Genomic DNA, 16512 nt, shown 5'->3' with positions numbered 1-16512 from the left:
AACTTTGTGTGAGAATGCTTTAAGCAGGCGGACGGTTCCCGCTGACTTACGACAGAAACAGCCGCTCGACGTCTTCGAGCTCGTACTTGACGTAGCATTTACGCCCGTTGGGAGATATGCGCGGTTGGTCGCAGGCGAAGAGCCGGTCAATGAGTGACCGCATTTCGGCTTCGTCCATGGCGGTGCCCCGTTTGATGGCGGCGGTGCGGGCCAGCAATCGCGCCAGTCGCTCGTGGCCCTCGCTCTGTAGGTCGACGTTCTGCTTGTACTGCTGTAGGAGTTGCTCCAGCAGTTCGAGTTCGCCGGTGTAACCGGCCAGCTCGGCGGGGATACCCCGGACGATGAAGCTCCCGCCGCCGAAAGCTTGCAGGTCGAATCCCATTTTGTTGAGGTCGGGTAGGAGGGCGGTCATCAGGCCGGCGTCGCTGTGGGCCAGGTCGATGGTCTGGGGGAAGAGCGACTGTTGGGTAACGGCCGGTTTATCCCGCAAATTGGCTACGAAGTTCTCGTACAGGATCCGCTCGTGGGCCGCCTGCTGATCGATGAGGAGCCAGCCGTTCTTGATGGCGCTCACGATATAGCGGTGGTGAAGTTGGTAGGGCGCACGCCCCTGGGTGGGCGGCGCGTCCTGGGGTTCGTCCTGCCCCATGCGACTCTGCAGGATCTCCCCGGTGTCGGTATCGACTTCCTCGCCCTCGCCCAGGCCGTCGTACAGCATCTGCCAGTTGCGCAAATTGCTTTCGTGGCGGCGGGATTCGGTCCGTGGCGTGTCGGAGTTCATCTTACTCGGCAGCGCCTCTCCGGTCTCGGACATCACCCGCGGCGGGGGCATACGGGTTCGGGAGGGAGAAAACGGATTGTCACTTTCAAAATCGATGGTAGGCATGATGCTGGCCCGGCCCAGACCGTGGCGGATGGTGGCCTTCAGGTAGTTATAGATGAGGCGCTCGTCCTCGAACTTGATCTCTTGCTTGGTGGGGTGTACGTTCACGTCAATACGGGCCGGGTCGATGTCCAGGAAGATGACGTAAAAGGGGTAGGCGTCCTTTGACAGTAGGTCGTCGTAGGCCGTCGTGACGGCGTGGTGCAGGTAGCTGCTCTTGATGAAGCGATCGTTGATGAAAAAGAACTGCCCCACCTTGGTCTTGCGGGCCGCTTCCGGTTTACCGACGAAGCCCCCGATCCTCAGCACGTCGGTAGCTTCCTCGATGGGTACCAGCAGATCGCGGTACTTCTTGCCGAATACGGCGGTGACGCGCTGCCGCAGATTGCCCGGCGTAAGGGAGAGGTCTAGGCGATCGTTGACGTGCAGGTCGAATCGTACCGATGGGTGGGCGAGGGCGATGCGGATGTATTCGTCGCGTACGTGCCGCAGTTCCACCGAATCGCTCTTCAGGAAGTTGCGACGGGCCGGTACGTTGAAGAAAAGATTGCGCACGGCGATGCTCGTTCCCGCCGGCGTCGCAACCGGCTCCTGAGCAATTACCTCGGAGGCTTCGACCACCAGCTTCGTGCCGAGCTCGTCGGGCGCGCGACGAGTCTTCATTTCCACCTGGGCGATGGCGACGATGCTGGCCAGGGCTTCTCCCCGAAAGCCCATGGTATGGAGACTGAACAGATCCTCGGCCGTGCGCAGCTTGCTGGTAGCATGCCGTTCGAGCGACATACGGGCGTCGGTTTCCGACATGCCGCATCCGTTGTCGATGACCTGGATGAGCGTCTTGCCGGCATCCTTCACGATGAGGTTGATCTCGGAGGCACCGGCGTCGACCGCGTTTTCCACCAACTCCTTCACCACGCTGGCGGGGCGCTGGATGACCTCGCCGGCGGCGATCTGGTTAGCAATGGCATCGGGAAGCAGGTGGACGAGATTGTCCGTCATAAGGCGGTGCAACTATTCGGCGGCAAACTACGCAGAATTAACCGAGCAGTCGTTCGAAATCAGGGAAGTACAGCTTATAGGCGACGTAGCAGACAACGATCAGGGTGATCAGAATGATCAGTAGGCTGTAGTTCGACCGTCGAACCCGCTGACTGCGGTAACGACCGGCCGCCTCCCCCCCGGAGCCCTTGCGGAAACCGCCGCGCAGCCGCTCCTTGATCCCATCCACGCCGCCGTTCTGCAGCGCTTCGATACGCAGGCGCCGTTCTTCCGCCTCTTCCTTCTTGGGGTCCCAGTAGCGGGGCTTGTAGGAGAACTGCTGATTTTTGGGGGTCTTGAAGAGGCGCAAGAATGCCATGGTCGCGAATTATTTGAGTGAAACTAACAATTTGGGGGGAAGAAAAGATGCGGGTAGGGGGGTGGTTTGGCGGGTTTGGGAGAGCGTCCGACGGCTATAGCGGTTGGACGGTGGGACACCGTCCAACGGGTAGATGCTTTATAAGTTAATTAACGTATATTTACGTTAATTAACGTCCCATGGCAAAACTCACCCGAGCTCAGGAGGATCTGATGCGCCACGTCTGGCGTCTCGGCGAGTGCACCGTAGCCGACCTACGCCGTGCCGTGGAGTGGGAAACCGGAAAAAAGCCCGCCCACAGCACCATTTCCACGCTGATCCTGGCCCTCGACGAGCGGGGGTTCGTGACCCACAAGACCTACGGTCGCACGTTTGTCTATACCCCCCGCATCGGCCGGGAAGAGTATGGTCGTCAGCGATTGGGGCGGATCATCCACAAGTTTTTCGATGGATCGGCCGGAGCCGCGGTGAGTTACCTGGTTAAGGATAAAAACCTCAGCCTGAATGAGCTCAGCGCGCTCGTTCGCCAACTCGAAGAGGAATGAACGTTCTGATCCTCCATTCTTTGTTCGGGGGGGCACCATAGTCTGGTCGGCCCTCCTGCTATTCTACCGCGTAGCCTCCCGTCGCAATACGAACTGCCCTGGTCATTTGGGCGATCGGTGCACTCGCCGGCTAGGCGGTATCGGTCGTTGGAATGGCACGGCACCTGCGCCCCGCCGCCTCCGCTTTTGAAACGTACGCTGGATTCCCCGTCATCCGTATTCCTGTGTTTCACTCTCCCTACGCCGCCTCCGGCCGTATGTACCTGCCGGCCGTAATGCCTCCGGATCTGGAACGGACCGCGCTGCTACACGAAGTAGCTCACCTACGTCACGGACATTTTTTCGAGCGCCTTTTATAGTTTTTGGGGACCATTGATGTTCCTGACGGTTGTCTGCAACGGCAAAGCTCTGAATCCACTTCTACGCACAAACATCGGCCCCCGCTACCTTTACTCTTCGTGCCACGGAGGGTCATCCGTCGGCTCCCGAGTTACTGGACCGCCGCTATTCTACCTTCCTCGAGGGTTCCTACCGTTACGTCACCTATCCCAGTCGCTTACCAGCACAATGAAATGGCCCGGGTCCGGGTACAACTTTCGATCTCCGCCCGGTGGCAAGTGACCGCCGTGCACACCTCCACGGTACCGCTAGCGGACCGGGCGGAGGGCGTGACCCAACTGACCGTCGTAGCCCCCGCCGATCCGGATATCTCGGAGATTGTCATCCAGCTGCGGGATCCGAACGTTTTTACGGAAGAAATCGAGCGGGACGTCGGTAATTTGGGCTGCTTTTCTCCCGCAATCGAGGCCGGTCCCGCCCTGGCTTTCGTGCTCGGATTTGAAGTGCACTTCACGCTCGAAGAATAGGGCGGCGGCGCACGGGAGCGGTGCCAATCCTATTCGTCCGGCCAATTCAACACGTAACATGAACAACCAACAACATACCATGAACTTCACTCCTGCTTTCACGCGAACAATTCGCTCGCTCGTGCTCTGTTTTACCCTGATCCTGCCGGTAACGTATCTGGCCGGGCAGGCAACCGAAACGCCCATCGTGCTCCGCGGAGCGCCGGCGGACGGTAGCCCCCAGCGGCACCTCATCAAGACCGTTTACGAGCAGGTCAAGTACCCCCGGGTAGCCCGGGAAGCCCGGCGGGGTGGGGCATACGCTCTGGCCATCACGGTCGATGACGAAGGGTCGACGTGGCAGGCCATGCCACTGGCTCAGCTTCCCGCGGGAGCCGAACCCCTCAACCTGACCATCGTAGCGGCCGACGATACCCAGGGTGCCCCGGTATCCGGACAAATGAAGGTAAACGCCGACCGGGCACTCCTTGAGGAGACGGAGACGCTGGGACGGTACCTGGTCGACATCGGTTTCGACCGCGCTACCGAACAGGTAAACCCGGTGACGGATACGCTCTATCTCGTGCTGTACTTTAAGGTAGAGTAGTACCGCCGCCGTGCCGAACAACCGTCCGGCGGGCGGATCGGTTACCTTTGGGCATCCGTCAAACAGATTTGCGCTATGAACCTACTTCTCACCCTGCTGCTTTTCGCCGCTCCCCCCGTCCACGACTACCACGTCAGTAAGACTAACGTCCGCTACGTAGCCGCCAAACAACAGGTGCAGGTCGAAATGCACGTATTCGTGGATGATCTGGAAGCAGCCATGCGGGAAGCCGGTGCACCGGTGCTCCAGCTCGGTACCGACGAAGAGCTCGGCGACAGCGAACGCTACGTCACCGCCTATCTGGACAAACACTTCAAGGTCGAGTGGAACGGTAGTCTGCTCGATATTGGAATGGTCGGCTGGGAGCTGGAAGATGACATGCACGGTCTCTGGATCTACCTGGTCGGAGAATCCGCCGATCCGCCCCGGAACGTCACGGTGCAGAACAGCGTCCTGACCGAGCACTACGCCGACCAGAAGAATATCGTAAAACTCTACAATGGAGTCGAGCGCCTGGGCACCCTGCTGATGGACCGCGACCGCATCGTCGGCCAGACCAGCGCCGGCAACCAATAAGCCAGTTTCGGCGAACGACCATTCGCGGCTACCGATAAAACTCCATGGAAGAACAAGCTATACTGCGACCGCACGCCGAAACGGCCTACGCCGACGAACTGACCGTGCTCAGAGCACAGGACCGCGACGTCCGCCCCGGCGGCTGGCAACTCAGCCCGCGTAGCGTGGTCCGCTACATCATGGGGGACACCCTCGCGAACGGCACCGAGATCACCCCGAAGTATTTCGGCGACCGCCGGTTAATCGAGGTGGCGGTGGCGAGTCTGGTCACCGACCGGGCGCTCCTGCTCGTCGGCGTGCCCGGCACGGCTAAAACCTGGGTCAGCGAACACCTCGCGGCGGCCATCAGCGGGGATTCGAAACTCCTGGTGCAGGGTACCGCGGGAATGAGTGAAGACGCCCTTCGCTACGGCTGGAACTACGCGCGGCTGCTGTCCGAAGGACCGAGCGAAGCCGCGCTGGTGCCCTCTCCCGTCATGGTGGGGATGCGGGAGGGAAAGCTGGTTCGTATCGAGGAACTCACCCGGGTACCCAGCGATGTACAGGACGCCCTGATTACCGTACTGTCCGAAAAGATCCTGCCCATCCCCGAACTCAACCGGGAAACCCAGGCCCGGCGGGGCTTCAACGTGATCGCCACGGCCAACGATCGCGACCGGGGCGTCAACGAACTCTCCAGCGCCCTGCGTCGCCGCTTCAATACGGTCGTCATGCCGCTTCCCGCTACCCTGGAGGAAGAAGTGCGCATCGTAACCGATCGCAGCCGTGCCGCCGCCATACGCATGCAGTTACCCCCCGTCAAGCAGGACGCCGCGGCGGAGATCCGTCGTCTGGTCACCATCTTCCGCGAGTTGCGGAGCGGACGCACCGAAGACGGACGCACCCAGCTCAAAACCCCGAGCTCCACGTTGTCAACGGCCGAGGCCATTTCGGTCGTCAACCAGAGCCGCGCCCTGAGCCACCACTTCGGCACGGGGGATATCGAAACCCAACATCTGGCAGCGAGCCTGGCCGGAGCCATCGTTAAGGACCCCGAGCAGGACGGTGCCGTATGGCGCGAATACTTAGACGTCGTAGTCCGCGGCAGAAAGGGTTGGGAGGATTTGTTCGAAGCCCTTCGCTAGCCCGCCCGTTGCCGGGCGGTTGATTACTTTTGCATCGCTAAACCCCCGGGCGGACCACCCGCGGTGCAGTACCCGATTATATCCTATGCGTGTAACCGATCATTTTGCCCAGGCCGAGGGCCAGACACTGCTGAGCTTCGAAGTCCTTCCGCCCCTGAAGGGCGGCAGCATGCAGGCCATTTTTGACACGCTGGACCCCCTCATGGAGTTCAAACCGCCCTTCATCGACGTCACCTACCACCGGGAGGAGTACGTGTACAAGAAACGGCCCAGTGGTTACTACGAAAAGACGGCCATCCGTAAGCGTCCGGGCACGGTGGGGATTTGCGCCGCCATCATGCACCGCTACGGCGTCGATGCCGTCCCCCACCTGCTGTGCGGGGGATTCACTAAGCAGGACACCGAAAATGCCCTGATCGACCTGGCGTTCCTGGATGTACAGAACGTGCTGGCCCTGCGCGGCGACGCCCGCAAGTTTGAAGGACGGTTCGTGCCCGAGAAGGAAGGCCACCATTACGCGAGCGAGCTGGTCGAACAAATCGTAAATATGAACAACGGTCACTACCTCGACGAGCTCATCAAGGACGAACACGCCAGCAAGACCAATTTCTGCATCGGCGTGGCCGGCTATCCCGAGAAGCACTTCGAGGCGGCCAATCTGGAGCACGATCTACGCTACGTCAAGGCGAAGGTGGACGCCGGCGCCGACTACATCGTCACCCAGATGTTCTTCGACAACAAGAAGTACTTCGACTACGTCGACGCCTGCCGCAAGGTCGGGATCAACGTGCCCATCGTACCGGGGCTCAAGCCGGTGACCAAGTTGTACCAGCTCAACGCGCTGCCCCGGCTGTTCCACGTCGATCTGCCGGACGAGCTGGTCTGCAGCATCACCAAAGCCAAAAACGCGGAAGCCCGGGTGCAGGCCGGAATCGAGTGGTGCACGGCGCAGAGCAAGGAACTCAAGGAAGGAGGCGTGCCCTGCCTGCACTACTATACCATGGGGGACAGCTCCACCATTCGGGCCATCGCGGAGGCGGTGGCGTAGTTTTTCCGGTAGGCTTGGTGCAATGTCCGGAGAAGGCTTTATATTTGCGGCCGCTTACGGCAATATGGCGCGGTAGCTCAGCCGGTTAGAGCGCAGGATTCATAATCCTGAGGTCGGGTGTTCGAGTCACCCTCGCGCTACTCACGGGCTTTCTTCCAACCGGAAGGAAGCCCGTTCTGCTTCATCCACGTATCGCATAGCGGTATTATACGCCGGAAATAGCCCCTCACCGCACGAATTAACGGAAAGGCGGCGGGGACGCAGGAGCAAACACGGCCAACCAACAGCCGGCAAAACCGAGGAAGCCATGTGCCGCCCGGGGAATGTTTGTCACTAATTTTGGTAAGCATATTCCCGATTTCAACCTTTTGTGGTGGTCAACGCTTCATGGGAAATACCCGGAAGCAATGAAGTCCCTTGCCGCCCTCCTGACCCTGGTTTCGTTGGTCGCGATCGCCGTAGCCTGTACTTCTACTACCAACCGCGTCCTGAACTCCACCATTACTACCTACTGGATCAACAGCCATACGGTACCGTGCACCGGGGCGGGCCAACAGATGTGCCTGCAGATAAAGCGCGGCCCCCAGCTCAGCGCGGGCGAATGGACCTATTTTTACCAGAGCATCGCGGGCTTCGATTTTCAACCGGGCTTCGTGTATAAACTCTCCGTTCGCGAGACACCCCTCATCGACGAAGAAACTCCCGCCGACGGCAGCAGTATGGAGTACACCCTCATCCGAATACTCGAAAAAAACCCGGACCCTACGCTACGCCTCAATGACATCTGGGCCCTGGAGAGCGTCCTCGGCCAGCCATTCGACCCGACTACCACGGAGATGCAGCATCCCACCATCGAATTTCACCTCTCCGAACAACGGGTGATGGGAACCAATGGGTGCAATACCTTCAACGGCACCCTCCGGAAAGCCGACCAGGGGAAACTTGAGTTTGGTCCCCTCGCCACGACCCGGAAAGCCTGTCCCGGCAACGACCTGCCAGACCGGGTCATGGAGGCCCTGAACCGCGTGGCGGGTTACGTGGTCGGTGAAAATGAACTAACCCTGCTGGATAGGGGCGATAAGGAGCTGCTGCGCTACCGAAAGGTAGACTGATCCGACCCTGGATAAACTCACATGCCGAAAAAAGCGGGTACCCGGACGTAAAACAGACGAAGCAGACGGTCCGGGGGGTTATTTATGCATGATGCGATGCGCAGCTTCCTTCCTGGTCATCGTCGTGCTGTTCCTGGGATCGGCCGCGACTCCGGAGCCTACGGCCTCGACTCACCTCATCGTCCGGGACTATGCCCGCTTCGTGGAACACGCGCAACGGCTGTCGGAACTGGTCGAGGCATACCGACGCGGCCAGTCCGACACTACGGCGGTGCGGCAAGCCGTACACGCTACCCGGAAGGCGTATAAACGCACGGCCTGGCTGGTTGAGACGTACTATCCTACCTACACCGCTACCCACTTCAACGGCCCGCCCCTGCCCCGGCCCCGCAAACAGGAGGGCCATTCCGAAATGGTGGCCCCGGAGGGACTGCAGGTGATGGACGAGATGGCCTACACCACGGATCCGGATCCCACCCAATTATCGGTGCTGAGCCGCAAACTGCTCGCCCGGGCCCGGTTGCTGCTGCCGGAGGTGAGTCAGCGTACTTATCCCCTTACTGAAGTACTGGAGGCGATGCGGGCCGAGGTGGTACGGATACCGACCTTATACCTGACGGGCTTCGATACGCCGGGTTCCGCATCCGGACTGGCCGAATCCCGTGCCGCCCTGGCTTCCCTGGCCGACGTCCTGTCGGAACAAAGTATCCTAGCCGCTTACCCCACCCACGCGGAAGCCGTGCACCAGCTGCGGGCGGCGGCGGCGGCGCTGTCCGCCCCGGAGACGTTCGCGGAATTCGACCGACTCTCTTTCCAGCGTAACCACCTCAATGGCCTGTACCGAATACTGGGTCGGCTACAAGGACAATCGGGTCAAACACCCCGGCTGCCCTTTTCGTCTGGCCGTAACCCGGCGGGGCAGGACCTCTACGCCGATGAATTTCTCGATCCCTACGCCTACGCCGAACTGCGATCGGAAGACGACAGCCCGGCCCTGCGTGCCCTCGGGAAGCGATTGTTCTACGACGAGCGACTGAGCGGAGGGGGGCAACTGAGTTGCGGCAGCTGTCACCAACCGGAGCGCTACTTCACCGACGGTAAGCGCCGTAGCGTGCGCGACGCACCGACCCTCCTCAATGCCGTCTACGCCGATCGGTATTTCTATGACCTCCGGGCCTTTTCCCTGGAACAGCAGGCGGCGCACGTCATCTACGATCATGCGGAGTTCGCTACCGACTACGCGGGAATCATAGCCCGCCTACGGTCGGAGGGGGGCTACCGCCGGCAATTCCGGGAGGCGTTCGGAAAGGGTGGGAAGATCGACCGCCGGACCTTCGGCGCGGCACTGGCCTCCTACGTACTCTCGCTTCGCTCCTTCAACAGTCCGTTCGACCGCTACGCCCGGGGGCAGTCGGACGAGCTGGACGAAGCCGCTAAGCAGGGTTTCAACCTGTTCATGGGCCGGGCGGGCTGCGGTACCTGCCACTTCGCTCCCACCTTCGCGGGACTGCTTCCCCCGGCTTACACCGAAAGCGAAAGTGAGGTGCTGGGCGTTCCGGCGGACCCGGATGCCGCCGTTCTTACGCTCGCCCCCGACCGCGGCCGGGCGGCGGGCGGCCCGGCCTACGAGGAAATCGCGTGGTACGAACATTCTGTTAAAACACCGACCATACGTAATGTAGCAGAGACGGCGCCGTACTTTCACCATGGGATGTTTCCGGACCTGGCCGCGGTTGTCGATTTTTACGACCGGGGCGGCGGTGCCGGACTCGGCCTGACGGTTCCTAACCAAACGCTGCCGGCGACTCCGCTGAACCTTACGGCGACGGAAAAAAACGCATTGATCGCCTTTATGCGATCGCTGACCGATTCCGGACCGGAGGGCACGCGGTGACCGCGTCGGCAACCGACCGCAAACCATACCGGACGGACCATTTTATCTCACGCATGTACACTCAGGTATTCACATTATTTGTTCTCGGCGGGCTGTTATCCGCGAATACGTTGTTGGGGCAAGGCCCCGCCGCGGCAAACTGCGCCGACGGTGATCCACACCTTAGTTGTTTCACGTCCATCGACCCTACGGCCCCGACGGCAAACTTCATCTTGCCGGCGAGTCACCGCTTCCAGCAAATCCATCCCGAGGGCACGCGATATACGACCGGCGGCGGAGTAGTACCGACCAACCATGATTACACCGCTTACCTGCCCATCGCGGGCAGTAGTGAGCGCGGCTACCTGAGCATCAATCACGAAACCACGCCAGGTGGCGTTTCCAATCTCGGCCTACACTACGACTCAACCGCCCACCTGTGGGTCGTAGACAGCTCACGCGCCGTGGATTTTTCCGGCGATAACCTGGTGACCACCATGCGCAATTGCTCCGGCGGGATCACGCCCTGGGGCACGGTGATCACGACCGAGGAGACCCACATCACCGGAGACATCAACCGCGACGGTTACAACGACGTAGGCTGGTTGGTAGAGATCGACCCCGTATCCGCCCGGGTAATGGAATACGGCAACGGAAAGCCGGAAAAACTCTGGGCGGTCGGGCGCGTCAGTCACGAAAACGCCCTTATCCTGTCCGACGAGGTGACGCTCTTTACCGGAGAGGACGGAGGTTCGAGCGCGCTGTTCAAATTCGTGGCCGACCAAGCCCGCGACCTCAGCAGCGGCCGGCTGTATACGCTGAGACTCGACGCTCCCCTCGACAATTACGAACCGACCTCCACCACCGGCCGGTGGATCGAGGTACCCAACGCTACCCCCGAAGACCGCAACAATACCCGCTCACTGGCCGTCGCCCTGGGAGCGACCAACTTTAGTGGCATTGAAGACGTGGACGTGAATCCGCTGACCGGGCAGATCCACTTCGCCTCGAAGGGGGCCGGCCGAATCTACCAATTTACCGATGGTGCCGACGGGATCACCCACTTCCGGACCTTCGTAGGGGGGGCAAGCTACGATCTGCAGACCGCTACGGGGCCGGTTACCGAACCGTGGGGCATCGGCAACGACAATCTGGTCTTCGACGATCGGGGCAACCTGTGGGTGTTGCAGGATGGAGGCAATAACTACATCTGGGTAGTAAGTGCCGACCATACCCAACGGGCGCCCCGGGTGAAGATCTTCGGCAGCACGCCCCAGGGTGCCGAGCCGACCGGCCTGACCTTCACTCCGGATTATCGGTTCGGCTTCTTCAGCATCCAACATCCGAGTGATAACAATACGCCGCAGCGCGATGCCACGGGCGAACGAATAACCTTCGACGTATCGTCGTCGGTTGTCTTTTCCCGCCGCAACTTGCTGGGAGCTCAACCGCCGGTCGTCGATTTTGTCGCCGACGTGCGTACCGTTCCCCGGGGGGAACCCGTCACCTTCACCGACCGTAGCCGCAACGGCGTTCAGCACCGGACCTGGACCTTCGAGGGGGGAATACCCGAGACGTCGGTCGACTCCATCGTGGTCGTACACTACGCCCGGGCAGGATCGTACCGGGTCCGGTTGCGGGCCTCCAATGCCGAAGGAGAGGAAACTCTGGTCCGCGATAACTACGTCGAAGTGGTACAGTCCACGGCGGTAGGGGAACGTGGTATACTCGTCGGGCTGGACGTATTTCCGAACCCGACCGACGGGCAACTCTCGGTTCGGCTGGAGCGTGCGGACCACCGGGAGCTCACGCTGGATGTTTTCGACCTCAACGGTCGACATTTAATTACCCTCGAGCGCGGTCGGCAGGACGCTGCCGACGGAATCCTGACCTACGACCTTGCCCCCCTGGCCGCCGTCCACCGGGTCGTTCTTTTGAAGCTTACCCTCGATGGTGCCGTCGCTCACCGGTTGGTACACCTCGTCCGATAATGTTCGTGCGTTTGCTCGTTCTGGTGTTGCTGGCTCCCGCGCTCCGCGCCCAGTACGCGAACGATGCCTGGCCGGTGTTTACGGACGTAGCGAATGCCCGTAAGGCCGTCCATCCGCCCGCCCGCCAGCTCGATCTGCGCGACCGCGACCTATTCCGCTTGCCGCCCCGGACGGCGGAGCTGCGCAGCCTAAAGTACCTCAACCTCATGGGGAATCTGTGGGAAGTGTGGGATGATGAACTCAGTCGACTACGTCAGCTCACTCACCTCAACCTGAAGGAAAATAAACTGCGGGAACTACCTGCCTCGCTCGGTCGACTGCGCCGGTTGCGCTTTCTCGACCTTACCCATAACCGGCTCAGAACCCTGCCGGAAAGCACCGGGCACCTGCGGCGGCTAACCTACCTCCACGCCGGTCTGAACGAGCTCGACCGACTACCCGCCGGGCTTGCCCGCTGCCGCCGACTGGAATCGCTCGACCTGCAGAATAACCAACTCAGCCACCTCCCGCAAGGATTGCACCGACTCCGGCGACTAAGGCAGCTCAACCTGGGGTACAACCAACTGCGCGAAGCGACCGCGGACTGGGGCAAGCTTGCCGCCCTGACCGAACTGAACCTCGCAAGTAATCGCATCCGCACGCTTCCCCCCAACATCGGAGCGCTCGGCCGGCTACGTAGTCTCCTCCTGACGGGTAACGAACTCACGGAACTACCGCCGCAAATCGGGCAACTCAGGGAGCTGACCTTGTTGGTGGTCGCGAATAACGAACTCACTTCCCTGCCCGTCGAACTCCGTAAGCTCACTAAATTGCGGACACTGATCCTTACCGGAAATCCCCTGCCCGCCGACGAGATCGAACGGGTGAGGGCCGCCCTTCCGCACTGCCGCGTGCTGTAGGGCAGTGTCCGGGTCGGCACACCCATCGACCGTATAATCCCTCCACGATGTCCCCCTACCGATTGTTTGTCCTCGTCTTGCTGCTGTCGGTTTCCCTCGCTCCCCTCGTCGGGCAGTCCGGCGCCGTGCTTCCCCTGGACGAGCGGCTGACCGATTACGGCTACCCGTATCCCGCCCGCGTGTACGAGTTTACCTCCCAGTTACAGCAGCTGGAGATGATCTACATGGACGAGACCCCTGCGCGGCACAACGGCAAGACCGTGGTGTTGCTGCACGGCAAGAACTTTCCCAGCGCGTACTGGAAATCGACCATGAACCTCCTCCTCGAGCAGGGGTACCGGGTGATCGCGCCCGATCAGATCGGCTTCGGTAAATCGTCAAAACCGCGGCAGTACCAGTTCACGTTTCAGGACCTCGCCCACAACACCCGCTGGCTGCTGTACTCCCTACGGATCGACGAAGCCATTGTCGTAGGCCACTCCATGGGCGGAATGCTGGCTACGCGCTTCGCGCTCATGTATCCGGAAATCACCACCTCCTTAATTCTGGTGAACCCCATCGGCCTGGAAGACTGGAAACTCAAGGTACCCTACCAGACGGTCACCGAATGGTACGAGGGAGAACTCAAAAAAGACTACGCCTCCATCCGCGAGTATCAGCAGACGAATTACTACGCCGGCGAGTGGAAGGACGCCTACGATCCCTGGGTGTACGTGCAGGCGGGGTGGGCCGCCAGTGAAGACTACGCCTACGTAGCCTGGAACGCGGCCCTCACCTACGACATGATCTTCACCCAGCCCGTGGTGTACGAATTCAGCGAACTGCAAATGCCAACCGTACTCATACTAGGTACCCGCGACCGGACCGCTCTGGGCAAACCGCTCGTCAGCGAGGAAGTACGCCAGACCATGGGCCGCTACGATCAACTCGGCAGCACGATCGTGGAGCAGATCCCCCGGGGCACCCTCATTAAGCTCGACGGACTAGGCCATCTGCCCCACATCGAGAATTTCGATCGCTTCGCGCGTGCCTTCAAGCAAGCCCTGAACGCAACGCCCGACAAGCCTTAGGCGGGAACCAGGAAGGTGCGGCGGATATTGGAGACGGAGTTGGCGAATTCGGGCAGCACCTTGATGCGGTTCCAGGTATCGTCGGCGCCGAATTTCCCCCAGTTTTCGTTGCGCGCCTCCATGTCCTCGAACTGCAGGAGGTACATCAGGGCGGGCCGGTGGGGGCCGGCGATCATATCCCCGTAGAAGACGGGTTTGAGGCCGGTGTTATCGAAGATCTCGATCTCGTAGTCGTTAAACATGCGGATCTTGCGCCGCACGGCATCTTCGGAGTAACCCTCGTAGATGCGCAGTTCGAAGAGGCCGGCATTCTCGTCGGGGGCGACGGATTGGGGCATGCCCGTGAAGGCGGTCAGCAGCCAGGAGGAAAAGCGAGTGTAGATGGGCTTCTCGGGTTTGACGGCGTCGTAGTCGGCCGTGGCGGCGGTATAGTCGCCGTCGTCGCTCAGGTCCTGGGTCGCGATGTAAGTGGCGGCATCCGGATAACTGATCATGACGTACACCTTGGCGGGGTTGGGGTCGCCGTATTCCTTGAATACTACGAACTGGGTGACTCCTTTCCGCAGGAGGGCGGGCCGCAGGGCATCGTTGAGGTAGTCCATGAGCAGGCCCTGGTTGCCTCCGAAGTTCATCTCGTAGGTTCGCCACTCAATAAGCTCGGATTCCGCGTGCTGCCGGTTGGTGGATGCCAGGCTCGCATTGCTGGCGGCTAGGGCTACGGCTCCCGCGGTCCCCGCCTGAATAAACTTTCTGCGTTTCATCTACATCTAGGTTTTGTCACAAGGTAAGCCCCGCAAGCTACGTGACCGGACACCAACTACCAAGTCCCCCAAGCCATGAATCACCCCGCCTGGAGCAAATCCGCCACGGTCTACCAGATCAATACCCGTCAGTTCACTCCCGAAGGGACGTTCGCCGCGGCTACCCGCCAATTGCCCCGGCTGCACGAGCTCGGCGTAGGCATTCTCTGGCTTATGCCCGTGCATCCGATCGGAGAGAAAAACCGGAAGGGAAGTCTCGGGAGCCCCTACGCGATCCGGGACTACTATGGCGTCAATCCGGAATTCGGCACCCTCGAAGATTTGCAAAACTTCGTTGGCCGCGCGCACGCGCTGGGGATGTACGTAATCCTCGACTGGGTGGCTAACCACACCGCCTGGGATAATCCGCTGGCCACCGAACACCCCGAGTGGTACGCCCGCGACTACAAGGGCGACTTCCGGCCGACGCCCTGGTGGGACTGGACCGACATCATCGACCTCGACTACCGGCAGGCCGGTCTCCGGGAGTATATGCGTGGCGCTATGGAATACTGGGTGCGTGAATGCGACATCGACGGCTACCGCTGCGACGTTGCCGGCTACGTCCCGGTCGATTTCTGGGAAGACGTACGGCGGAGCCTCGACCGGATCAAGCCCGTCTTCATGCTCGCCGAGTGGGAGGCCCGCGACCTGCACCGGGCCGCCTTCGACGCTACCTACGCCTGGAGCTGGCACGAGGCGGTACACCGCATCTGTCACGGTAAAGCGGATGTAGCCTCCCTGTACGTCTATTACTCCTGGAACGAGCGTGCCTGGCCCGCCGACGCCATGCGCATGACCTTCACCGACAACCACGACAAAAACGCCTGGGAGGGCAGCATGTACGAATTGCTGGGTGCGGGTACCGAAACCGCCATCGCGCTCTCCTTCATCGGCGAGGGCATTCCTCTAATTCATAACGGTCAGGAAGCCGGTCTCGATCGCAGACTGGCCTTCTTCGAACGCGACCCCATTGAGTGGCGGGAGCATCCCTTCGCCGACCTCTTCCGCAAGCTGATCGCCCTCAAAAAGGAACATTCCGCGCTGGCCAACGCGCCCTGGGGCGCTACCATGATTCGCGTACCCAGCAACCACGAGTCGGACGTGCTCACCTTCGTTCGCCAGGACGAGCACAGCAAAATTCTGGCCCTTTTCAATTTTTGCGGCGGTGCGCGGGAGCTGCGTTTCGGGGAAAAGCTTTGGCACGGGGCATACACCGATGGGCTGACGGGAGCGCCGGTGAGCCTGGCGGAGGGGGATGTGCTGGAGGTGGAAGGGTGGGGGTGGAGGGTGTTGGTGGGATGGTAGGGTGGTCTAGTAGTACTTTAGTCGGGTAGTACGTTAGTCATTTAGTATGTTAGTCGGGCAGTACGTTGGTAATATGGTATAGTAGTCGTTTAGTACGTTAGCCATTTGGTACTTTAGTCGGGTAGTACGTTAGTAATATGGTATGGTAGTCGTTTAGTACGTTGGTCATTTATTACGGTAGTCGGGGTCTGGTTGAACGTATCCTTGGCATTCGGAAGCACACCAACCAACCGCCTAAACTACTAACTGCCTAAACTACTGTCTGCCTAACCGCCTAACTGCCTAACATCTTCCTTATCCAGTTAGATGGTGGCGGCTTGCGAGTTTTCCTTGAGTTCTGTGTACCACGTAAATCCGTGTTTTCTATGATGCTTGCAAGTTTGGTTGATAATTTTTTTGATATGTAGTGCCCCGCCGCACGACGGCGAAGACGCGCTCGATGATTTTGTTCTTCACCGCGTTGGCCACCACCCG

Annotated in this window: 15 protein-coding genes and 1 tRNA gene; 13 read left to right on the top strand and 3 right to left on the bottom strand. The window is 60.5% G+C overall.

The features are described 5' to 3' along the window. Positions 1-46: 46 nt before the first annotated feature. Positions 47-1882, bottom strand: coding sequence for a DNA mismatch repair endonuclease MutL (gene mutL / locus NMA52_RS11760; RefSeq protein ID WP_254827863.1), 1836 nt, complete (start codon positions 1880-1882; stop codon positions 47-49). 37 nt (positions 1883-1919) lie between these two features. After that, on the bottom strand, positions 1920-2240 hold the full coding sequence (locus NMA52_RS11755; protein WP_254827862.1) for a hypothetical protein: 321 nt from the start codon (positions 2238-2240) through the stop codon (positions 1920-1922). A gap of 179 nt (positions 2241-2419) precedes the next feature. Here NMA52_RS11755 and NMA52_RS11750 point away from each other — a divergent pair, with 179 nt between their 5' ends. The 12 genes from NMA52_RS11750 (at position 2420) to NMA52_RS11695 (ending at position 13930) form a co-directional block, all read left to right on the top strand. Beyond that, entirely contained in the window at positions 2420-2785 is a 366-nt protein-coding gene (locus NMA52_RS11750; protein WP_254827861.1) for a BlaI/MecI/CopY family transcriptional regulator, read from the top strand. Positions 2786-3357: 572 nt separating this feature from the next. Next, a complete protein-coding gene (locus NMA52_RS11745; protein ID WP_254827860.1) occupies positions 3358-3651 on the top strand; it encodes a hypothetical protein in 294 nt (97 codons plus the stop codon). A gap of 58 nt (positions 3652-3709) precedes the next feature. Continuing rightward, entirely contained in the window at positions 3710-4237 is a 528-nt protein-coding gene (locus NMA52_RS11740; RefSeq protein ID WP_254827859.1) for a hypothetical protein, read from the top strand. 75 nt (positions 4238-4312) lie between these two features. Further along, positions 4313-4813, top strand: a complete 501-nt coding sequence (locus tag NMA52_RS11735; RefSeq protein WP_254827858.1) for a DUF6702 family protein — start codon at positions 4313-4315, stop codon at positions 4811-4813. Positions 4814-4857: 44 nt separating this feature from the next. Next, positions 4858-5937, top strand: coding sequence for an AAA family ATPase (locus NMA52_RS11730; RefSeq protein WP_254827857.1), 1080 nt, complete (start codon positions 4858-4860; stop codon positions 5935-5937). Positions 5938-6022: 85 nt separating this feature from the next. Further along, positions 6023-6985 (top strand): methylenetetrahydrofolate reductase [NAD(P)H], encoded by a 963-nt coding sequence (gene metF, locus NMA52_RS11725; protein WP_254827856.1) that lies wholly within the window; start codon positions 6023-6025, stop codon positions 6983-6985. A 66-nt stretch (positions 6986-7051) separates the two neighbouring features. Then, positions 7052-7125 (top strand) — tRNA-Met (locus NMA52_RS11720). A 267-nt stretch (positions 7126-7392) separates the two neighbouring features. Then, entirely contained in the window at positions 7393-8097 is a 705-nt protein-coding gene (locus tag NMA52_RS11715) for a DUF4377 domain-containing protein (protein WP_254827855.1), read from the top strand. Between the two features lie 88 nt (positions 8098-8185). Further along, positions 8186-9991 (top strand): cytochrome-c peroxidase, encoded by a 1806-nt coding sequence (locus NMA52_RS11710; protein ID WP_254827854.1) that lies wholly within the window; start codon positions 8186-8188, stop codon positions 9989-9991. Positions 9992-10203: 212 nt separating this feature from the next. After that, complete coding sequence (locus tag NMA52_RS11705; RefSeq protein ID WP_254827853.1) at positions 10204-11961, top strand: alkaline phosphatase PhoX; 1758 nt, start codon at positions 10204-10206, stop codon at positions 11959-11961. Further along, positions 11961-12860: a leucine-rich repeat domain-containing protein gene (locus tag NMA52_RS11700; RefSeq protein ID WP_254827852.1), complete on the top strand. Its 900-nt coding sequence runs from the start codon at positions 11961-11963 to the stop codon at positions 12858-12860. The genes NMA52_RS11705 and NMA52_RS11700 overlap by 1 nt, the downstream gene beginning before the upstream one ends. Before the next feature lie 47 nt (positions 12861-12907). Continuing rightward, positions 12908-13930, top strand: a complete 1023-nt coding sequence (locus NMA52_RS11695; RefSeq protein WP_254827851.1) for an alpha/beta fold hydrolase — start codon at positions 12908-12910, stop codon at positions 13928-13930. Here NMA52_RS11695 and NMA52_RS11690 read toward each other — a convergent pair. After that, positions 13927-14691, bottom strand: coding sequence for an NIPSNAP family protein (locus tag NMA52_RS11690; protein ID WP_254827850.1), 765 nt, complete (start codon positions 14689-14691; stop codon positions 13927-13929). The two genes, NMA52_RS11695 and NMA52_RS11690, sit on opposite strands and share 4 nt — an antisense overlap. Positions 14692-14766: 75 nt before the next feature. Between NMA52_RS11690 and NMA52_RS11685 the strand changes: the two genes are divergently transcribed. After that, positions 14767-16038, top strand: a complete 1272-nt coding sequence (locus NMA52_RS11685) for an alpha-amylase family glycosyl hydrolase (protein ID WP_254827849.1) — start codon at positions 14767-14769, stop codon at positions 16036-16038. The last annotated feature ends 474 nt before the right edge of the window (positions 16039-16512 follow it).

Source organism: Lewinella sp. JB7 (genome assembly GCF_024297185.1).
Lineage (GTDB): Bacteria > Bacteroidota > Bacteroidia > Chitinophagales > Saprospiraceae > Neolewinella.
Note: the sequence above shows the minus strand (reverse complement) of the source record. Positions and strands in the feature narration are given on the sequence as shown.